This is a genomic window from Ignavibacteriota bacterium, from assembly GCA_016713565.1.
Classification (GTDB): Bacteria; Bacteroidota; Ignavibacteria; order Ignavibacteriales; family Melioribacteraceae.
Map to the genome: position 1 here is coordinate 132434 of JADJOX010000006.1, position 20616 is coordinate 153049.

General features: G+C 32.3%; 17 protein-coding genes and 1 pseudogene. 12 read left to right on the plus strand and 6 right to left on the minus strand.

Annotation, left to right across the window (positions count from 1 at the left end; genetic code table 11):
- Positions 1 to 26: 26 nt before the first annotated feature.
- The gene (locus tag IPK06_06855) at positions 27 to 638 is read left to right on the plus strand and encodes an inorganic pyrophosphatase (GenBank protein ID MBK7979713.1); all 612 of its coding nucleotides are present in this window, start codon (positions 27 to 29) and stop codon (positions 636 to 638) included.
- 23 nt (positions 639 to 661) lie between these two features.
- Positions 662 to 1840, plus strand: a complete 1179-nt coding sequence (locus IPK06_06860) for a TraB/GumN family protein (protein ID MBK7979714.1) — start codon at positions 662 to 664, stop codon at positions 1838 to 1840.
- A 21-nt stretch (positions 1841 to 1861) separates the two neighbouring features.
- On the opposite strand, the gene IPK06_06865 is transcribed toward IPK06_06860, so the two are convergent.
- From IPK06_06865 to IPK06_06890, 6 genes and pseudogenes are all read right to left on the minus strand, one after another.
- Positions 1862 to 2413, minus strand: a complete 552-nt coding sequence (locus tag IPK06_06865) for a BMC domain-containing protein (GenBank protein MBK7979715.1) — start codon at positions 2411 to 2413, stop codon at positions 1862 to 1864.
- A gap of 37 nt (positions 2414 to 2450) precedes the next feature.
- A pseudogene (locus IPK06_06870) lies at positions 2451 to 3771 on the minus strand (4Fe-4S dicluster domain-containing protein).
- Between the two features lie 2 nt (positions 3772 to 3773).
- Positions 3774 to 5006 carry a serine/threonine-protein phosphatase gene (locus IPK06_06875; GenBank protein ID MBK7979716.1) on the minus strand — a complete coding sequence of 411 codons (1233 nt, stop codon included), beginning with the start codon at positions 5004 to 5006 and terminating at the stop codon, positions 3774 to 3776.
- Between the two features lie 12 nt (positions 5007 to 5018).
- The gene (locus IPK06_06880) at positions 5019 to 6293 is read right to left on the minus strand and encodes a peptidase M64 (protein ID MBK7979717.1); all 1275 of its coding nucleotides are present in this window, start codon (positions 6291 to 6293) and stop codon (positions 5019 to 5021) included.
- 76 nt (positions 6294 to 6369) lie between these two features.
- Positions 6370 to 6942 (minus strand): orotate phosphoribosyltransferase, encoded by a 573-nt coding sequence (locus tag IPK06_06885; GenBank protein ID MBK7979718.1) that lies wholly within the window; start codon positions 6940 to 6942, stop codon positions 6370 to 6372.
- A gap of 38 nt (positions 6943 to 6980) precedes the next feature.
- Positions 6981 to 9488: an ATP-dependent Clp protease ATP-binding subunit gene (locus tag IPK06_06890; GenBank protein ID MBK7979719.1), complete on the minus strand. Its 2508-nt coding sequence runs from the start codon at positions 9486 to 9488 to the stop codon at positions 6981 to 6983.
- Positions 9489 to 9770: 282 nt separating this feature from the next.
- On the opposite strand from IPK06_06890, the gene floA reads away from it, so the two are divergent.
- The 10 genes from floA to IPK06_06940 all read left to right on the plus strand — a co-directional run bounded on the left by floA (position 9771) and on the right by IPK06_06940 (position 20538).
- Positions 9771 to 10736 (plus strand): flotillin-like protein FloA, encoded by a 966-nt coding sequence (gene floA / locus IPK06_06895; protein MBK7979720.1) that lies wholly within the window; start codon positions 9771 to 9773, stop codon positions 10734 to 10736.
- Positions 10737 to 11270, plus strand: coding sequence for a hypothetical protein (locus IPK06_06900; protein ID MBK7979721.1), 534 nt, complete (start codon positions 10737 to 10739; stop codon positions 11268 to 11270).
- The gene (locus IPK06_06905; protein MBK7979722.1) at positions 11270 to 13267 is read left to right on the plus strand and encodes an ATP-dependent helicase; all 1998 of its coding nucleotides are present in this window, start codon (positions 11270 to 11272) and stop codon (positions 13265 to 13267) included. Before IPK06_06900 ends, IPK06_06905 begins: the two co-directional genes overlap by 1 nt.
- Positions 13267 to 14328 carry a glycosyltransferase gene (locus IPK06_06910; protein MBK7979723.1) on the plus strand — a complete coding sequence of 354 codons (1062 nt, stop codon included), beginning with the start codon at positions 13267 to 13269 and terminating at the stop codon, positions 14326 to 14328. The genes IPK06_06905 and IPK06_06910 overlap by 1 nt, the downstream gene beginning before the upstream one ends.
- Before the next feature lie 59 nt (positions 14329 to 14387).
- Positions 14388 to 14786, plus strand: coding sequence for a cytidine deaminase (gene cdd / locus IPK06_06915; protein ID MBK7979724.1), 399 nt, complete (start codon positions 14388 to 14390; stop codon positions 14784 to 14786).
- A complete protein-coding gene (locus tag IPK06_06920) occupies positions 14786 to 15361 on the plus strand; it encodes a thymidine kinase (protein MBK7979725.1) in 576 nt (191 codons plus the stop codon). Before cdd ends, IPK06_06920 begins: the two co-directional genes overlap by 1 nt.
- Positions 15362 to 15363: 2 nt before the next feature.
- Positions 15364 to 16716 carry a NupC/NupG family nucleoside CNT transporter gene (locus IPK06_06925; GenBank protein ID MBK7979726.1) on the plus strand — a complete coding sequence of 451 codons (1353 nt, stop codon included), beginning with the start codon at positions 15364 to 15366 and terminating at the stop codon, positions 16714 to 16716.
- Positions 16716 to 17537, plus strand: coding sequence for a purine-nucleoside phosphorylase (locus IPK06_06930; protein ID MBK7979727.1), 822 nt, complete (start codon positions 16716 to 16718; stop codon positions 17535 to 17537). The genes IPK06_06925 and IPK06_06930 overlap by 1 nt, the downstream gene beginning before the upstream one ends.
- A 100-nt stretch (positions 17538 to 17637) precedes the next feature.
- Positions 17638 to 18078 carry a hypothetical protein gene (locus tag IPK06_06935; GenBank protein MBK7979728.1) on the plus strand — a complete coding sequence of 147 codons (441 nt, stop codon included), beginning with the start codon at positions 17638 to 17640 and terminating at the stop codon, positions 18076 to 18078.
- Between the two features lie 54 nt (positions 18079 to 18132).
- Positions 18133 to 20538 carry a TonB-dependent receptor gene (locus tag IPK06_06940; GenBank protein ID MBK7979729.1) on the plus strand — a complete coding sequence of 802 codons (2406 nt, stop codon included), beginning with the start codon at positions 18133 to 18135 and terminating at the stop codon, positions 20536 to 20538.
- Positions 20539 to 20616 lie beyond the last annotated feature (78 nt).

Consider the following 20616-nt stretch of genomic DNA (forward strand, 5'->3'; position numbering starts at 1 on the left):
ATTCAATAAAAATTATAGGAAAGCTTATGTCATTCCCAACTCCTTTTTTTAAGTGGCGCCCTCATCCTTGGCACGGTGTTGAATTAGGTAAGAATCCTCCATATGTTATAAATGCGTATATAGAAATTACCCCATTTGATTTTGTTAAATATGAAGTTGAAAAAATAACGGGTTATTTAAGAGTTGACAGACCTCATAGAACTTCGTCTCAGCCTCCTTCACTTTATGGCTTTATTCCAAAAACTTACTGTGGGAATCGAGTTAAAGAATTGTCCCCTAATTCTAAAAAAGGCGATGGCGATCCGCTTGATATTTGCATAATTACAGAAAGACCAATCAATAAATCTGAAATAATCTTAGAAGCAAAAGTTGTCGGCGGAATTCAAATGATAGACCACAAAGAAGCCGATGATAAAATAATAGCAGTATTGCACAATGATAACGTTTGGCAGGGTGCGGAAAATATAACTGATCTTCCTAAAGTTATGATTGATAGATTGCGTCATTATTTTCTGACTTATAAATTAGTGCCAGATGAAAAACCGGATGTTAAAATCGACAAAATTTATGATCGGGAGCATGCATTAAAAGTTGTTGAAGCTGCTATCTTAGATTATAAAGATGAATATGGAGATTAAAATTTTTCAAAGGTATTTCTTTTATGAGTTATATTGATTCTGAAGATGTCCATATTATTCAATTTGAGGACAAAAATATTTTCCTTATCGGCACCGCTCATATTTCTAAAAAATCTGCCGACTTAGTAAAAGACGTTGTTATTGGAGAGAATCCTGATACAGTTTGTATTGAATTAGATGAAAATAGATTGGATTCTTTATTAAACAAAAACAGATGGGATAATTTAGATCTTAAAACAATTATTAAGAATAAACAGTTAACTACTTTAATTATTAGTATTTTACTCTCTTCATTTCAAAAAAGACTTGGCAGTAAAATTGGGGTTAATCCGGGTGTTGAATTACTGGAAGCATATAATATCTCAAAAGAAAAGAATATAAATACAAATCTAATTGATAGAGACGTAAAAATTACTTTAAAAAGAGCCTGGCGAAAGATGAATCTATACCAACAGGCAAAATTCATTTCTATAACAATAGCCAGTATATTCACAAATGAAGAAATATCAGAAACTCAATTGGAAGAGTTAAAGAATAAAGATATTCTTACAGAATTAATGGAAGAACTTGGGAAAGAAATGCCAATGCTGAAAACTGTTCTTATTGATGAAAGAGATAGTTTTTTAGCTGAGAAAATTAGAAATGCTCCCGGTCCTAAAATTGTTGCGGTTGTCGGCGCCGGACATGTAAAAGGTATAAAAGAGAAAATATTTTCTAAAGAGCCGATAGATTTGGTTGAAATTTCCCAAATTCCCAACCCTTCATTAACAAATAGAATATTAGCTTGGCTGATTCCAATTTCAATAGTTGGTTCAATCTTCATTATTGGATTTGAAAAAGGAATAGCTGAAGCAGGAAATACGGCATTAATTTGGATATTAGCAAGCGGTCTTCCCGGGGCTATTGGAACAATTTTAGCATTTGGACATCCTTTATCTGTTATTTCAGTTTTCTTTGCTGCGCCAATAACAACCTTATCACCTTTGATCGGAGTCGGTTATGTTGCGGCATTCGTGCAAACATATTTTAAACCTCCCAAAGTATTTGAAATTACAAATGTAAGCAATGAATTAACTAAAGTTAGTAACTGGTGGAAAAACAAATTCTTACGCATTTTACTTGTTTTTATTTTTTCAAGTATAGGCAGCGCATTTGGAGCATATTTTGGAGCTTATAAAATTTTTTCTAATCTATTTAATTAGTTAAAAATTGACTACAATAAATTAAATCATTTCACTAAGTAATTCTTTTCTCGGCTGAGGAATAACAACTTTATTGACCAAAAGACCTTTCGCGCCAATTAAACTCGCGCCTGAATCAACTGCGGATTGAACTGCCGAAACTTCTCCGGTCAAAGTGCAAAAAGCTTTCCCGCCCAAAGCCATCGCTAATCTTATTTCAATTATTTTAACATTTGAAGATTTCACTGCTGCATCCGCCCCTTCAATTAATGAAGAAACAGAAAAAGATTCCAAAATTCCCAATGCTTGCAAATTTTCTACTGAAGAATGTCCAGATAAAGCCGGAAAAATATCCTGATGCACATTTGGAATTACAAAAGTATCTATTACGGCAAAATCAACTTGAGAAGACGCGGAATCTACTGCGGATTGGACTGCCGCAACGTCTCCGCCTATCAATACCATATATTTACCGGAGCATATTGTTCTTGATAAAATCAATTCTACTTCTGAAGTTTTTAGCATTATATCTGCCGCCTGCATTCCGGCTGCAATGCTTGTCAATTCTATTAAACCTATTGAATTTTTATTCATTATATTTCCTTTACATAGTATAAATGAAATCAGATTTTCATTTATTGCTTTCAATAATTATAAATTCTTGATGTATTTGTTTAACTTTTCCGTCAATTGATGAATGAATTTTTGCACCCAATTTCCCTTCCGGAATATCTCCAATCAGCTCACCGCATTTAATCATATCACCTTCTTTAATAACGGGATTTGCCGACATTCCAACATGCTGCTTCAAGCTTATTTTAACAATTTTGGGAACTGGAAAATTTTCCACATAGGGAGTTTCGTGATTATAGTTTTCAATATTCAATCTTTTCATTAATTGTTTTATGGGAACTCGTCTGCCTTCTTTAATAGGATGAACTTTTAAAGGCTTGCTTTGAACAAATTTTATTGAATTTTCCTTTAAATAATTTTTTCCTTGATCACAAGCTTCGCGAGGATAAAGATCTTCCGGACATGCATAAAGTGAGCATAATCCGCAAGAGCAGCAAAGATCAGCATATTGATTCCACACTTTCTCGCCGGAAGTTGAAAATCCTAATGAACGCATTACTTTATGAGGCTGAACATCATAACCAAGTAAATATCTTGGACAAAATTCTGTACAGTAAGAACATTGGTCGCAAGCTGATTTACCAATCCTGTTCATACTTTCTTTTGGTCTGTTCATTCTGTTTATTAAATAATGATCATCGGGTAAAAATATCAATCCGGCAATTGTTTTAGTTACAACTTCATCTAAATTGAAAGTTAATTTGCCCATCATAATACCCGATACAAATATTCCAAAATTTGAAGTTGTCGCGCCTCCTACAAATTTTAAAATTTCTCTAAAAGTTGTACCAATTGGAACAAAAAAAGATGAAGGATTTTTAACTGCTCCCGTTACGCAAATAAATTTTTTGGTTACTGGAATTCCTTTTGAAGCATTAAAAATGTTATAATAGGTTTCAACATTATTAACAACACATCCGACATCCAAAGGCAATCCTTTAGGCGGAATCAGTCTTTTAGTCGCATGATAAACTAATTCGTATTCGTCACCCGAAGGATAAAAGTCTCCAAGTAAACTCATTTTAATATTTGAATCTTTTAGCTGAGCATCAATCTTTGAAATTGCTTTTGAATTTTTCGACTTAATCCCAAAATAACCGATTTTTTGCATTTGTACTTTGGTACATTAATTTCATTCCCTCAACAATTTCTTCAGCATGATTTACCATAATCTCAAAATCTTTATGGAGAAGCGGTTCACATTCTGCTCCGTTTGCTAAAATTATATCTACATTTGATTTTGCTTTTATATGTGTAGGAAAACCAGCACCGCCGGCACCGACAACACCTGCATTGAATATTTGTTCAGCTAAGTTCAAATTTAATTCCTTTTAATAACAACAATTGTTTTATCATCCTGATACTTGCTATCAGCGGTTGAAAATTTTTGAACATCATCTATAATTAAAGCAGCAAGCTGTTTGGGCGTTTTTGTTTTATTTGTAATTATCAAATTCGCAAGCCTGTTTTCTTCATAAAATTCATAAGCATTATTTGCGGCTTCAGTAATTCCATCTGAATATATTACTAAAATATCTCCCGAATCGAAATTTAAACTATCTGTTTCATATTTTGAGTTTGGCGCCGGTCCCAATAATGGACCGGTTGGTTCAAGAAAAGAAATTTTTGAAGTTTTGCTGCTATAAAACATTGGCGGGTTATGGCCCGCGTTAGCGTAAAGAAATAAACCTTTTTTATCGTTTGAGAGTTCTCCGTAAAATAAAGATGAAAATCTATCGTCGCTGAAAATTTTATTAACAAGTTTATTCATTCTATTCATCATTGGGGAAATTTTAATTTGGAAATTACCTGCCATTCTTATTGCGCCTGAAATGTACATTGCTTCTGCAGAAGCGCTAAATCCTTTAGACGCGGCGTCACCTACAACAATTCCGAGACGTTCTTCATCATCACCAATTTTAATATAATCATAAAAGTCGCCACCTACAATTTCCGCCGGAATTGTAACGCCAAAAATATCATAACCATGATATTTGTATTCGTGTTCCGGTAAAATACTTCTTTGCAATTGTTTGGCTTTATCTAAATCCGCAATAAGATTTTTTCTGGATGAAGATAATCTGCGCTCCCTAATTTTGGAAGTTAATACCGTTGCGACAATATTTAATATATAGCGTAATTCATCTTTTATATCATCACTGTTTACGGCAAGTAAATATTCGTAATAATAATTTTCGCCTATTTTTTTCTTAAGACCAATTCCGGATGCAGAATATTTGAATATTCCCTTTTTAAGAAGAACTTCATTAGTTTCATTCGCCAGAATTGTTCTATACTTTGTAACAACACTAAGAATAGGATTTTCATTTAATGTAAGTTTAAAATCTTTTTTTATTCTTTGAACTTTACCCATTTGGTGCATAAGATAATATGCTTTTTCTTCAACATTTAAAATCCAGATTCTTCCGCCGGATATATTAATATCCGTATTTTCAATTAACTGTTTAAGAACTTCATGTAAAAGTTCACTTTCAGATTCAAAGTGTTTTGACGCTAGAGCGTCAATCGTTTTAAATAGTCGCTTTTGTTCCATTAATTATTTTTATTATTTTGAATAAAATTTTAAAACTCTTTCAATAGCAATTTTAGATACTTCGTTAAACTCATCAATGTCAAAAGCTTTCATTAAACTGTTTGGGGTTGAGCGGTAAACTCCTTTTGCAACATAACCGCCGCCTTCATAAACTCCATTTTCAAGTTCGCTTTTTCCTTCAGGGTTGGTAGGAATTTCAACATTTGGTTTAATTAAATTTTTCCATTTGTTTTCAAAATTTACAAGAGTTGTAATATTCGGCTCCCACGGTTCAACATCCAAAGGATAAAAATCTTGATAAGAAACATCCGAAGTATAATATTCATCGGCTAATCCAACTAAACCATGACCGAATTCGTGAATAAAGATTTTTTTAGATCTTTCATTATCAACAACTGTAGTAGAGTAATAATTGTAAATTGATCCCCCGCCGTATTTTTCAGAGTTAACTAATATATATATCTGATCATACGGAACATTTGACGCATAATTTCTAACTTTTTTATTATCCATAGTCATTATATAACGTTCACTGCCGAAAGTATAATAACTTGAATTAACTATTGTTGATCTCCAAATTGTATCTGCCGGAATGTCAATACCGGAGTCATTTGACGCTGCCAATATTGCCCAAATATTAATATTATTTTTATACTTGCTATATGGATCATATTCAAATAAATAATTTGCAAATTTTTCCGCATCGCTTTTGAATTTCTCCATTTCTTCTTTTGTATAACCGTCGGGGATAAATACTATATCCAAATTTTCTGTTTGATTTCCGGAATAATGAACTTTTAGTGTTTCGCTTTTGTTTAATTTTTCTTTTTTAACAAAATATGAATTTGGGTCAATTACAAACTCATATCTTTTTTGAAATTTATTTTTATTGTCTCTGTCATGAATTTCTACTTTTACAGAATCCTTTGGAAAAGGAAATACTAACGATTCGGAGAATGATCTATCAATTTTTTTTGATTCTTCAGTTGTTTGCCATTCTTGAAACAATGTAGAAAAACCATGGGAATAAATTAGACGATTACTTTTTATATCATACACAAAAAACATAAAATTGCCATAACCCAATGTATCAATCAAATTTGTTTTTGATCCGCCCCAATAAGGTTCTTCAATCAATTCTTCAAATGAATAAAAATCACTTTTGGAATTACCTGAATGAAAATAGTCCAACCTTAGCTGCTTATCTAAAAAATAATCATCAAAGTTTACTTGAGAAAAAATTGACGTTGATAAAATTATTAAAAATATTGCCAAATACTTTTTCATAATTACCCATTTAATTATTACGATTGGTAAAGTAGAAATATAAAAACAATTATCAAAATTTAATTTTAAATTTAGATTAAATTTTTCTAGAGCCGGGTTTAATTAATGGTTTATCAGTTTTGCAAATTGGACATTCTTCCGGCAAATATGACACTACTTCTAATTGAATTGTACTGACTTGAGGAACATTAAAATTTATCTTACCGTTGCTTCTATCCACAATCATTCCTACGCCCACTACATTGGCATTTGACTGTTTAACTATTTCAATAACTTCAAAAACAGAACCGCCTGTTGTAACAACGTCTTCACAAACCAAAACATTTTCATTTTCTTTAATTTCAAAACCTCTGCGTAATCTAAGGCTTTTATCTTCTCGTTCGGCAAAAATGAACTTTTTATTAAGTTGTCTGGCAACCTCCTGACCAACAACAATTCCCCCGATTGCAGGTGAAATAACTAAGTCAATTTTAAAATTTTTAAAATAGTCGGCAATTACTTTACATATTTTCTCGGTAAACATTGGGTATTGAAGTACTTTTGCACATTGAAAATATTGATTGCTGTGTCTTCCTGAAGTTAATAAAAAATGCCCTTCTAAAAGGGCATCGCTTTTATAAAACATTGCTAATAATTCTTCGTTCTTCATTATAATAATCCCAAATTTTTATTTTCAAATTTACAAAACTAATTTGGATTATTCTCCTCCTCAGGTTTATTTTCTTTAACTTCATTTTCACGTTCTTTTGCTATAAAATAAAGTTCATCCGATTGAGGTTTGTGTTTAACAATTATAGTATCGCCTTCTTTGAATACTTCTCGTAAAATTTCTTCAGCTAAAGGATCTTCAATATACTGCTGAATAGCGCGTCTTAGCGGTCGTGCTCCGTATTTTGGGTCGAAACCTTTTTCCGAGATAAATTCTTCGGCAGTTTCATCCAAAATTATTTTCATTTTATTTTCTTTTAGATTGCTAACTAAATCTTTCATTTCTACAGAAGCAATTTTCTTTATATCATCTTTTTCTAAATTTCTGAATACTATGGTTTCGTCCAACCTATTTAAAAATTCAGGATTGAATAAATTCTTCATTGCATCCTGTACAGTGCTTTTTAAATTAGAATATTTATCCGCGGAAGTTTCACTTGTAAAACCGTAACCGCCGGTATCTTTAATATTTTTCGTTCCGACGTTTGACGTCATAATTATAATTGTATTTTTAAAGTCAACTTTTCTTCCCAAGCTATCTGTAAGTATACCGTCATCTAAAACTTGAAGTAAAATATTAAACACATCCGGATGGGCTTTTTCAATTTCGTCAAATAGTACAACTGAATAAGGTTTTCTTCTTACTTTTTCAGTTAACTGACCGCCTTCTTCATATCCCACATATCCTGGAGGCGCACCAACCAATCTTGACACGGCAAATTTTTCCATATATTCGCTCATGTCAATTCTAATTAAAGAATCTTCCGAATCGAATAAATATTTTGCAAGTTCTTTTGCAAGTTGAGTTTTACCAACGCCTGTAGGACCTAGAAATATAAATGTTCCTATTGGTTTATTCGGATTTTTCAACCCTGCGCGAGTTCGTCTTATTGCTTTGGATAAACGAGTAATTGCTTCATCTTGTCCCACAATTTTTTTCTTAATTACTTCTTCCATCTTCATAATCTTTTCAGATTCGGCTTGAACTACTCTCTTAACCGGAATACCTGTCATCATAGAAACTACTGTTCCAATTACTTCTTCATTAACGTCATAAACTTCATTTTTAGTCTTTTCTTCCCATTCATTTTTCGCAGTTTCCAATTCAATTTGTAATTGTCTTTCCTGATCTCGCAGTCTTGCAGCTTGTTCGTAATCCTGCTGTTTTACAACGTCAATTTTTTCTTGTTTTATTTTCTCGACTTTTTGTTCAAGTGACAAAACTTCAGCCGAAACCGTAAAATTACCCATATGAACGCGTGAACCTGCCTCATCCAAAACGTCTATTGCTTTATCTGGCAAATATCTGTCTGTAATATATCTTTCGCTTAATTTTACAGAAGCGACAATCGCTTCATCAGAATATTTAACATGGTGATGCTGTTCATATTTGAATTTGATAAAATCAAGAATTTTAATTGTTTCATCTACTGTTGGAGGTTCAACCATTACCTTTTGGAATCTTCTATCCAGTGCTCCGTCAGTTTCAATATATTTTCTATACTCGTCAAGTGTAGTTGCTCCAATACATTGAATATCACCTCTCGCCAGAGCCGGTTTAAACATATTTGAAGCGTCTAATGATCCCGATGCTCCGCCTGCTCCTACAATTGTATGTAGTTCATCTATAAAAAGAATTACGTCGTGAGCTTTTTCAAGTTCATTCATTAGCGCTTTCATTCTTTCCTCAAATTGTCCGCGGTATTTTGTTCCGGCTACCAATCCGGCTAAATCCAAAGTAACAACTCGTTTTTCCTGCAAAATTCTCGGCACTTTTCTCTGTTCTATTCTAAGTGCTAATCCTTCCGCAATTGCGGTTTTTCCCACTCCCGGTTCACCAATCAAAACGGGATTATTCTTTTTTCTTCGGCTTAAAACTTGAGCGACTCTTTCAATTTCCTTTTCTCTGCCGACTACTGGATCTAACTTATCCTCGGCGGCTAATTTTGTAAGGTCACGACCAAAATTATCCAATACAGGAGTTTTGGTCTTTTCGGGTTTTTTGCTTTGCTGAAAAGGAGTCTGAGGTTTATCCTGCTGCTGAAAACTTTTTCCGCTTAAAATATTGTTTAATTCAGCTCTAGCGGTTTCATAAGTCACGCTGAATTGATTCAAAATTTGTGTGGCTACGTTATCTTCATCTCTAAGCAAAGATAATAAAATATGCTCCGTTCCGATAACATCTGATTTATATATTTTTGATTCAATTTGAGTAATCTTAAGTACTTTTTCAGCTTGTTTTGTTAAAGGTATATTTCCTATAGTTAAAGTTCCGCCTGTCGACTTAACCGTTTCTTCAATTGTTTTCTTTAGATGAGCCATATCAACGCCGAGATTAACCATAATTTTTACGGCAACGCCATGGCTTTCTCTAATTATTCCTAAAAGAAGATGTTCGGTACCAATATAATCATGACCTAACCTAAGCGCTTCTTCTCTGCTAAGTCTAATTACTTCTTGAACTCTTTCTGAAAAATTTCCGTCCATTTGATTTCCTAATCTTAACTTTATTAAAAATTATTAACTATTTATAAATATATACATTGAACTTTGTGTAATCAAGGTAAACAATTTTATAAATAATTATCGTCTTTTTAAACAATTAGTTCAAAAGTAATTTTAGTTTATGAAAAGTTCTTATAACTATTTTTTTAATACAAAAAATCACTATTTTATTAATAATTGTGCATTTATATTTCTTTAATAATAATGATTTACTAAATTACATATCAAATAAATAGATTAGATTATGAATAGCAAGGAGTAAACATGGAAGCATTTACTGGTCTTTCAGTAGTTGTAATTGTTGCAATTGTATTTTTACTTATTCTTTTTACCTATTTTGTACCAATTGGACTTTTTATAACCGCATATTTTTCTGGCGTTAAACTTAAAATTTTTAGAGATTTAGTTGGTATGAGACTTAGAAAAGTTTCTCCGGTTACTATAGTTAGAAATCTAGTTGCCGCAACAAAAGCCGGGTTAATATTGGAACCTTCCGCATTAGAAGCTCATTATCTTGCCGGAGGAAACGTAACAAAAGTTGTTAATGCCTTAATATCTGCCAACAAAGCTAATTTAGACTTATCTTTTGAAAAAGCTGCGGCAATTGATCTTGCCGGAAGAGATGTTTTAGAAGCGGTCAAAATGTCAGTTGTTCCTAAAGTTATTGAAACTCCTTTAGTTGCGGCTGTTGCAAAAGACGGTATCCAATTAAAGGCAATTGCTAGAGTTACGGTAAGGGCTAATATAGAAAGACTTGTTGGAGGTGCCGGTGAAGCAACCGTTTTAGCCAGAGTTGGCGAAGGAATTGTTTCAACAATTGGTTCAAGTCAGACACATAAAGTTGTTTTAGAAAATCCGGACAATATTTCTAAATCTGTTCTTGCAAAAGGTTTGGATGCCGGAACCGCATTTGAGATTCTATCAATTGATATTGCAGATGTTGATGTTGGTACAAACATCGGCGCAATATTACAAGCGGATCAAGCTGAAGCTGATTTAAAAGTTGCCAGAGCCAAAGCAGAAGAAAGGCGCGCTGCTGCTGTTGCTTTAGAACAAGAAATGCGCGCTAAAGTAGTTGAAGCTGAAGCTGAAATTCCTATGGCAATGGCTGAGGCGTTCAGAAGCGGGAATATGGGAATTATGGATTATTATAACCTTAAAAATGTTCAATCTGATACAAGTATGAGAAATTCAATAGCAAAAGGCGACTCAGAAACAGAGAAAAAATAAATGGAAGATTATATTCAAATCATAATAATAATTATTTTTATTCTTAGCGCTTTATCTTCTAAAAAGAAAAAGGATAAAAGTAAGATTCCTCCATTGGTTAAGCCAATGAAAATGCCCCAAAGTGTAAATAAAAACATAGATTATCAAAATACAGGCACAAAAATTCTAGAAAATATTCTTGGTTTTAAATTAGAATTGCCGGAACCTCAGAAAACTCAGGTTCCGGTAAATTATTCTGAAAATTTGCCATCTTTAGATAATAAAAAAGTTGAGTATGAAGATTATGATGATGAAAAAGGACTTGAAGAAATTAACGAAGGGACTGAAGAAAACTATACCGAAAAATATTTAGCCCATAAAACTCAAATAAATTCGGCAAAAGAAAAAAGGCAATTATTTAAAGGTCAAAACATTAGTATTCATGAACAGAAAAAAATAAATCGTTTCGCAAAATTGTTGGAAGACAAAAACAGTTTGAAAAATTATATTATTATTCAAGAAATTTTAAGTAAGCCAAAAGCTCTCCGTAAATAATGCAAAAAAAATATCGATTAACGAAAATCAACAAACTTGAAATTCAAAAACCTAAATTTGATGAAAGCAAGTTTGAAATTGATTATGTCAATGAATTAAATCCAGCGCAATATGAAGCGGTAAGTTCAACAGAAGGAGCGTTTTTGGTTATTGCCGGAGCCGGCACCGGAAAGACCAGAACTTTGGTTTACAGAGTTGCGCGTTTAGTGGAAATGGGAATTGACCCAAAATCAATTTTACTGTTAACGTTTACGAGAAAAGCTGCAAAAGAAATGATGAACAGAGCCGCGGTACTGCTCGATTCACGATGTTCTAAGATAAACGGAGGAACTTTTCATTCTTTCGCAAATATTACATTAAGAAAATTTGCGAAATTAATTAATCTTGATCCGAATTTTACGATACTTGATCAAAGCGACAGTGAAGACGTAATAAATTTAATAAGAGCTCAGCTTGACCTTATTAAGCTTAAAAAAAGATTTCCGAACAAACAAACAATCGCAAAAATCATAAGTTTAAATGTTAATACCGGAAAGTCTATTGAAGAAATATTAATCGAAGAATTCCCGCATTTTTCAGATACTCTAGATAAATTAACCGAAATTTCCAACTTATATAAAAGTTATAAAAAAAGAAGTTTACTTTTAGATTATGATGATCTTCTCGTTTACCTGAAAGAATTCCTTAATGATAAAATAAAATCTCAAGTTTTAACAAATACCATAAAATATGTTATGGTGGATGAATATCAAGATACAAATAAACTGCAAGCTGATATTATTCTTGGTCTTGCTCAACATAATAATAATATTATGGTAGTCGGCGATGATTCGCAATCAATTTATTCTTTCAGAGGAGCAAATTTTAAAAATATAATGCAGTTCCCGAAATTATTTAAAGATGTAAAGATCATCATGCTAGAAGAAAATTTCAGAAGTACTCAAGAAATTTTGGATTTTGGAAATCACATTATCGAATTCGCGATCGAAAAATATCCAAAGCAGCTTTTTACTCATAAAAGCGGCGGCGAACTGCCTGCTATAATTGCGTCCTCAACGGAAAACATGCAGTCGAAATTCATCGTTGACCGAATTTTGGAATTACGTGAAGAAAATATTCCTTTAAATGATATTGCGGTTTTATTTCGTTCATCCTTCAGTTCTTTTGATTTAGAGATTGAATTAAATAAAGCAAACATTCCTTATCAAAAATTCGGCGGTATGAAATTTATTGAGACGGCTCATATTAAAGATGTACTTGCGTTTTTAAGAATTGCCGAGAATCCAAAAGATGTAATTAGCTGGTATCGTGTGCTGCTTCTGCATGAAGGAATTGGACCAAAGAAAGCTCAAGAAATTATTGAGAAAGTTAACTCCGGAGAAATTAACATTAAATCACATCCTGAAAAAACTTTGAATAAAAGCTACAAAGAAAATATTTACAATTTATTCTTAACTTTGCATAGAATTCATTCAAGCAGACAATTGCCAACAGAATTGGCCGAAATTGTTTTGGATTATTATGAACCTATATTTAAAAGTATTTATGATGATTTTAATAAACGAAAAAAGGATTTGGAAATTTTCATAAATATTACGGAAAATTATAAATCGCTCAATTCCCTTTTAACCGATATGGCGCTCGAACCACCGTTAGAAAGTTTGGCTGATGTATCTGAAGAAGATAAAGAAAAAGAGATTCTATCATTATCAACAATCCATTCCGCAAAAGGTTTGGAATGGCATACTGTTTTTATTATACACGCGGTTGAAGGATTTTTCCCTTCGAGTATGAGTTATGATAAAATTGAAAGTCTTGAGGAAGAAAGAAGACTAATGTACGTTGCCGCAACAAGAGCAAAACAAAATCTGTATATTTCTTATCCGATGAACATTTTTGACAGACACAACGGCATGACTTTATCAAAGCCTTCTCGTTTTATTGCGGAAGTAAGCGAAGAACTTGCAGAGGAATGGTTATTAGAAGAGGATTTCTAATGTTATTCTTTTTACTATTTTTATTTTTCATTTATATTGTAATATTTTTTGATTTCAAATCTTCTGTACAAATAAAAAATAATTTCAATGAATTAAAGATCAGCGTTGTAATTGCCGCGAAAAATGAAGAAAAAAATATTTGCCAAATAATTAAAAGCCTATCAAATCAAAATTATGGTAAAAATAATTTTGAGGTTATAATTATTGACGACAATTCCGATGACGACACTCTTAAAATAGCTCAAAGCGAAATATCCGAAAGAAACAATTTTTCAATTTATAAAGCGAAAAATAAAATATTTGAAGGAAAACGCGGAGCCATTCAATTCGGAATTGATCGCTCAGTATTTCCATACATTTTGATAACAGACGCTGATTGCAAACCTTTAGATAATTGGCTAAAATCTTTTTCAAATAAGTTCAATGAAGGGTATGATTTTGTTTTCGGTAAAGCGCCATATTATCAAACAAATACAATGGCAAATAAAATTTCTTGTTTTGATAATTTGTGGACGCATATTCTGACGTTTTCATTTGCGCATTCCGGATTTCCCTATTCTGCGGCATCGAGAAGTTTTGGGTTTAAGAAAGATTCGTTTTTCAATATTTCGGGATTTGAAAATCAAACAAAAACATTAAGCGGCGATGACGATTTGCTTTTACAAAAAGCAATTAAAAATAAAATGAAGATTGGAATTGTAACAGATAATGGCGCAATTGTTTATTCCGATTCAAAACAAAATATCACTGATTATATTTTACAAAAATCCCGTCATACTTCAACTTCAATTTACTATTCTTCCAAAACAAAATATTTGCTTGGCACATGGCATTTTTTGAATTTATTATTTTTGTCGCTTCCATTCTTTTATTTTTACAACTCAAATTTTATATATCCATTTTTAATTAAAATTGTTACAGATATTTTTATTATTATTTCATTTTCGAAGGATTTTTCATATAAATTCAGTGTTTTCGAAATAATCTATCTTCAAATTATTTATGAAATATTATTAGTTATTAATTTTGTTTTTAGTTTTACCAGAAGAAATAAATGGTAAAAGTAAACTTTGTTTTAATATTCTTTAAAACTATTTTTAACAATTAATTTAAGTGAATTATGAACTACATAGAATTAATTCAATTAGCAAATGAAGCAAAATTAAAAGCTTATGCACCTTATTCTCATTTTAGAGTTGGAGCCGCGCTGCTAAGTGAAAGCGGCGAAATTTATACCGGCGTTAATGTTGAAAATGCTTCTTACGGATTAACAAATTGCGCAGAACGAACCGCAGTATTCAAAGCCGTTTCTGAAGGTGAAACTAAATTTAAAACAATTGCCATAACAAGCGATTCCGATGATTTCATTTCACCTTGCGGAGCATGTCGTCAAGTTCTGATAGAAATATGCGGAAAAAATTTGGAAGTCATTTTGACCAACAAAAATAATGAGATTAGGATTCTAACTATGGAAGAACTTTTACCATTTTCATTCAATAAGGAATCATTAACAAAATGATGGAATTTACACCTCACTCATCACCGGTTAATACTGGCTGGATTGAAGTTATCGCCGGATGCATGTTCAGCGGAAAAACAGAAGAATTAATAAGAAGATTAAGAAGAGCAAAAATTGCAAAGTTAAATGTAATTGTGTTCAAACCAAAAATCGATGATCGATATTCTAAAGATGAAATAGTTTCGCACAGCGAACAATCTCTTGCTTCCAAAGTTGTAGAAACACCTAATGAAATATTGGAATTTTCAAAAGAAGCACATGTTGTCGGAATTGATGAAGCACAATTTTTTTCTGATGATCTTGTAAATGTATGCAATAAATTGGCAAATGAAGGAAAAAGAGTTATTGTCGCCGGTCTTGATCAAGATTACAGAGGCATTCCTTTTGAACCAATTCCACAGCTGCTTGCTCATGCTGAATATATTACAAAAACTTTAGCAATTTGTGTTAAATGCGGTAATCCCGCCGACAAAACACAAAGAACCATAAAAACAAAAGAAAGAGTTGTTGTAGGAGCTTCTGACAGTTATGAAGCCCGCTGCAGAAAATGTCATTATATACCAACCGAGGAATAATTATGGATATTATTTCTGTTTTAAGAGGGCTGCTCGGAATCATTGTAATTCTTTTAATTGCTTTTTTATTTTCAAACAATAAGAAAAAAATCAATTGGAGACTAGTAGCGTCCGGTTTAATTATGCAAATTGTTTTTGCCATTTTTATAATTAAAGGAAGTTATTTAGGAACAATTTTCGCTCCATTAGGATGGCCTAAATTACTCTTTAAATGGATAAGCAGCTTTTTTGTACTTATCCTTAATTTCACAACAGACGGAGCGACATTTGTTTTCGGCAATTTGGCAAAATCTCCCGGCTCTGAAGGCTCACTTGGTTTCTTCTTTGCGTTTCAAGTGCTGCCGACCATTATATTCTTTGCAACACTTATGGGCGTTCTTTATCATCTTGGAATAATGCAAAAAGTAGTTCAAATTATGGCTGTTATTATGTCAAAATTAATGGGTACAAGCGGAGCCGAATCACTTTCTGTTTCTGCGAATATTTTTGTGGGACAAACTGAAGCGCCATTAATGATTAAGCCATATTTAAAAGGTTTAACAAAAAGTGAACTTCTTACAATAATGACAGGCGGAATGGCTACTATTGCGGGCGGAGTAATGGCGGCGTATATTCAAATGCTGAGTCAATCTTATGGTGAAGCAATGGGTCTTGAAATTACACAGGCTCAATTATTATTCGCGTCACATTTATTGGGTGCAAGTATTATGGCGGCGCCGGCATCGCTTTTAATTTCAAAAATAATATTTCCGGAAACTGAAGAACCCGAAACTAAAGGTACAGTAAAAGTTTCTGTTGAAAAAACCGCTTCAAATACAATTGAAGCAGCAGCATTGGGTGCTTCCGACGGACTTCAATTAGCATTAAACGTTGCGGGAATGTTATTGGCTTTTATAGCATTGATCGCGTTGACAAATTATTTCCTAGAATTCATCGGCGGAATAACAGGGCTCAATTCAATTTTAATGGAAACGTATAATAAACCTTTAAATCTTCAATTGATTTTCGGAATTGTTCTACAATATTTGGCATTGGCAATCGGTGTTCCGAGCGAAAGCGCTTTGCAGTTTGGAAGTTTGATTGGTTCAAAAGTAGTTCTTAACGAATTTGTTGCTTACTTTGACTTAACCAACTTAATTAAAATGAAAGAAATGGTTAATGAGAAAGCAATTATTATGGCGACTTACGCGCTTTGCGGTTTTGCCAATTTCAGTTCTATTGCAATTCAAATTGGCGGCATTTCGCCTATTGCTCCTAATCAAAGAACAGCTTTGGCAAGTCTTGGATTAAAAGCAGTTTTAGCAGGTTCCCTTTCAACATTAATGACGGCAACTTTAGCGGGAATTTTATTTTAATGATCGATCTTGCATTCAAATATAAAAATCTTATTAACTATTTAAATTCTGAAATTCCGTTTAAACCTGAAGTAACATTAATTCTTGGAAGCGGACTCGGTGATTTTGCGAATAAAATTGAAATAATTAAATCAATTCCAACAAATATAATTCCGGATTATCCCCTTTCAACGGTTGAAGGTCACAAAGGATACTTACACTTTGCTGAATTATACGGTAAAAAGGTTTTGATCTTTCAAGGCAGAATACATTTTTATGAAGGCTATACAATTGATAAATGTATTATTCCTTCTTTCATATCGTGCAGTCTTGTAGTCAAAAAACTATTGGCGACAAATGCCGCGGGCGGAATAAATTCCAATTTCGTTCCAGGTGATTTAATGCTTTGTTCCGGTTTTATTTCCAATAACATTCTAAAAGAAATTTCGGATGTTCTTAGCATTCCATCAATTGAGCAAAAAAATAACCTGTATAATTTACCTTCAAAATCTTTTAACGAAATTATTAAGAAATCTTCTCTCGAGGAAAATATATTTTTAAAAGAAGGCACTTACTGGTATAATAAAGGTCCTACTTATGAAACTCCTGCTGAGATAATTATGCAGAGGAAACTAGGCGCGGATGCCGTTGGAATGTCTACTGTTCATGAAGCGATTTTTGCCGCTTATTATGGAATTGAAGTTTCCTCAATATCTTTAATTACTAATTACGCTGCGGGAATTTCACCTCAAAAACTTTCTCATAAAGAAGTAATGGAAACTGCTGATCTAGCAAAGGAAAAATTTGAAAAATTGGTTAAAAGAATTATTTATAATATTTAATTAGTTTGTAACCTTGAAAAAAACGATTTCCATACTTTTGATATTTATTCTGCTTTTACCTTTTTGGTTATCGTTTACGTTGTATCAATTAGAAAGGATTATGATACAAAAAAATGTAAAAAAAATGCTGATAACAAAACTAGATGAAGAAGATTTTACATTATTAAAATTTAGTAAGGATGAAATTTCTACGAAATTGGAATGGGAACACTCAAAAGAATTTGAATTTAACCAAAAGATGTATGATGTTGTGGAAACTCGAATTTCGGAAGATTCAGTTTATTATTTGTGCTGGATGGATGAAGAAGAAACTGAACTAAATAAAAGATTATTTACATTATTGTTAAATTCACTTGAAGAAAATAATAAATCTAGCAAATCATTTAATCAGCTTGTAGCAAGCGCTTCAAATTATTATCTTATTCAGCAAATCTTTTATTTTAATATCAAATCAAAACGTTTAGAAAAATATTTCCATTCTTTGATAAATCCATATGAAAGTTTAAATATTTCTCCAAACTATCCTCCTCCTAAAGTTTAATATTCCGCATTATTTATCTATAGCAAATATTAACAATTCATGAAAGGATAAGGAATGAAAGCATTTTTTCTATTCTCTTTTCTATTTGTGATTTCATGTGTATTAAACGCACAAGTAATTACTGTGATGGATGGAGAAACTTCTGAAGCTTTGTCTTCAGTTATAATAAAAACAAAAAACGGCAGTTCATATATTACGACAAATAATAATGGAAATGCCGAAATAAGTAATCTTAAGAATTCGGAAGGAATTATTTTCTCACACATAGGTTATGAAACTCTTCGCAAATCATATAATGAAATTGAAGGACAAAATTATATAATTAAGCTAATCCCGACTAAAATTTCATTAGACCAAGTTGTTGTTTCCGCGACCAGATGGAATCAACCAATGAATGAAGTTCCTTCAAAGATAATTAATATTTCCGCGATGGATATAGAATTTCAAAATACACAAACAACAGCGGATTTATTAAATTCTACAAATGAGGTTTTCATTCAAAAAAGTCAGCAAGGCGGCGGAAGTCCAATGATAAGAGGATTTGCAACCAACCGGCTTTTAATTTCTGTGGATGGAATTAGAATGAACACCGCCATCTTCAGAAGCGGAAATCTTCAAAATGTTATTTCATTAGATAATTTTGCGCTGCAAAATGTTGAAATAATGTTTGGTCCGGGATCAGTAATTTATGGAAGCGACGCGATTGGCGGAGTAATGAGCTTTTACACACTTCAGCCTCATTTTAGTTTGAATGATGAAATCTTTGTTAATGGAACTGCTGTAATTCGAAACTCATCCGCGAATAATGAAAACACCGGACATTTTAATTTTAACTTAGGCTGGAAAAATTTTGCGGCGCTTACAAGCGTAACATTTTCCGATTTCGGCAATGTTAAAATGGGTGAATTCGGACCTAAGGAATATTTACGTGAAGAATATGTACAAAGAATAAATGGCAATGATGCCGTTTTTACAAATAATGATCCGTTAATACAAAGATCCGTAGAATATTCTCAAGTAAATTTGATGCAGAAATTTAGTTTTGCCTTAAATGATAATCTTAAATTTGATTACGGATTTCATTATTCAACAACATCAAATTATTCCAGATATGACAGGCTTTTAAGATATAAAAATGGTATACCGAGAAGCGCCGAATGGTATTACGGTCCGCAAGTATGGATGATGAACAATTTAAGCATAACCAATAATGAACCAAATGCTTTGTATAACAATTTAGTATTGCGTTTGGCGCATCAAAAATTTGAAGAAAGCAGACATGACAGAGATTTAAATAAAATTACGCGATTTGATAAATATGAAAAAGTAAACGCGCTGTCAGTCAATCTTGATATGATAAAAGATCTTTCTGATAATTCAGTTTTGATTTATGGATTGGAAGAAGTTTTTAACGACGTTCAATCTACAGGAGAGGATTTCGATATTTCTCAAAAAAAATCTATCAAAGGTGCTTCAAGATATCCTCAAGCAAAATGGAATTCTATTGCCGCATATTTGAATTATAAAAATAATTTTACTGGTAAATTAATTTTTGAAACTGGAATTAGATACAGCTATTTCAAATTGAACGCGGATTTTGACACAACATTTTACCCATTCCCCTTCACTACTGCTGATTTAAATGAAGGAGCTTTTTCTGGAAGTATTGGATTAGTTTATAATCCGGATCAATCAACATCTTTTAATATTAATCTTTCATCCGGTTTCCGTTCTCCAAATGTTGATGATCTGGGTAAAGTGTTTGATTCTGAACCTGGATCAGTTATTGTCCCGAATCCAAATCTGAAAGCAGAATTCGCCTATAATTTAGATGCGGGAATTTCAAAAGTAATTAATAATTTCTGTAAAATTGATTTTACAGCTTATTATACTTATTTAGATAATGCAATAGTTAGAAGAGATTTCACGCTTAACGGATTGGACAGCATACTTTATTCAGGTGAAATGAGTAAAGTTCAAGCAATTCAAAATGCGGCAAACGCAAATATTTGGGGAATTCAAGCGGGAGTTGAGTTCAAAATTCCACACGGTTTCGGATCTTCAATTTTCGCGAATTATCAAAAAGGTGAAGAAGTTTTAGATGACGGAAGTAAAAGTCCTTTGCGGCATGCCGCACCACTTAACGGTGCAGTGCATTTAACTTATTTATCAAAAGATATTAAACTGGATTTCTTTACTATTGCCAATGGTGAAATATCTTATAAAAATATGCCGGAGGAAGAAAAAACTAAAAATTATATTTATGCCATTGATAAAGACGGCAATCCGTTTTCGCCAAGTTGGTATACTTTAAATTTTAAAATTGATTATAAAGTATTAAAAAACATTTCTGTCGGCGGCGGTATTGAAAATATTACCGATCAAAGATACAGACCTTACAGTTCGGGATTGGTTTCGCCGGGCAGAAATTTTATCTGGTCTTTTAGATATAAAATATAATAATTTTGTTGAGATAGAGTAAAATCTATCTCAATTATTAAAATTTATTTACATAACTATCTTACTTTATTTAAATTG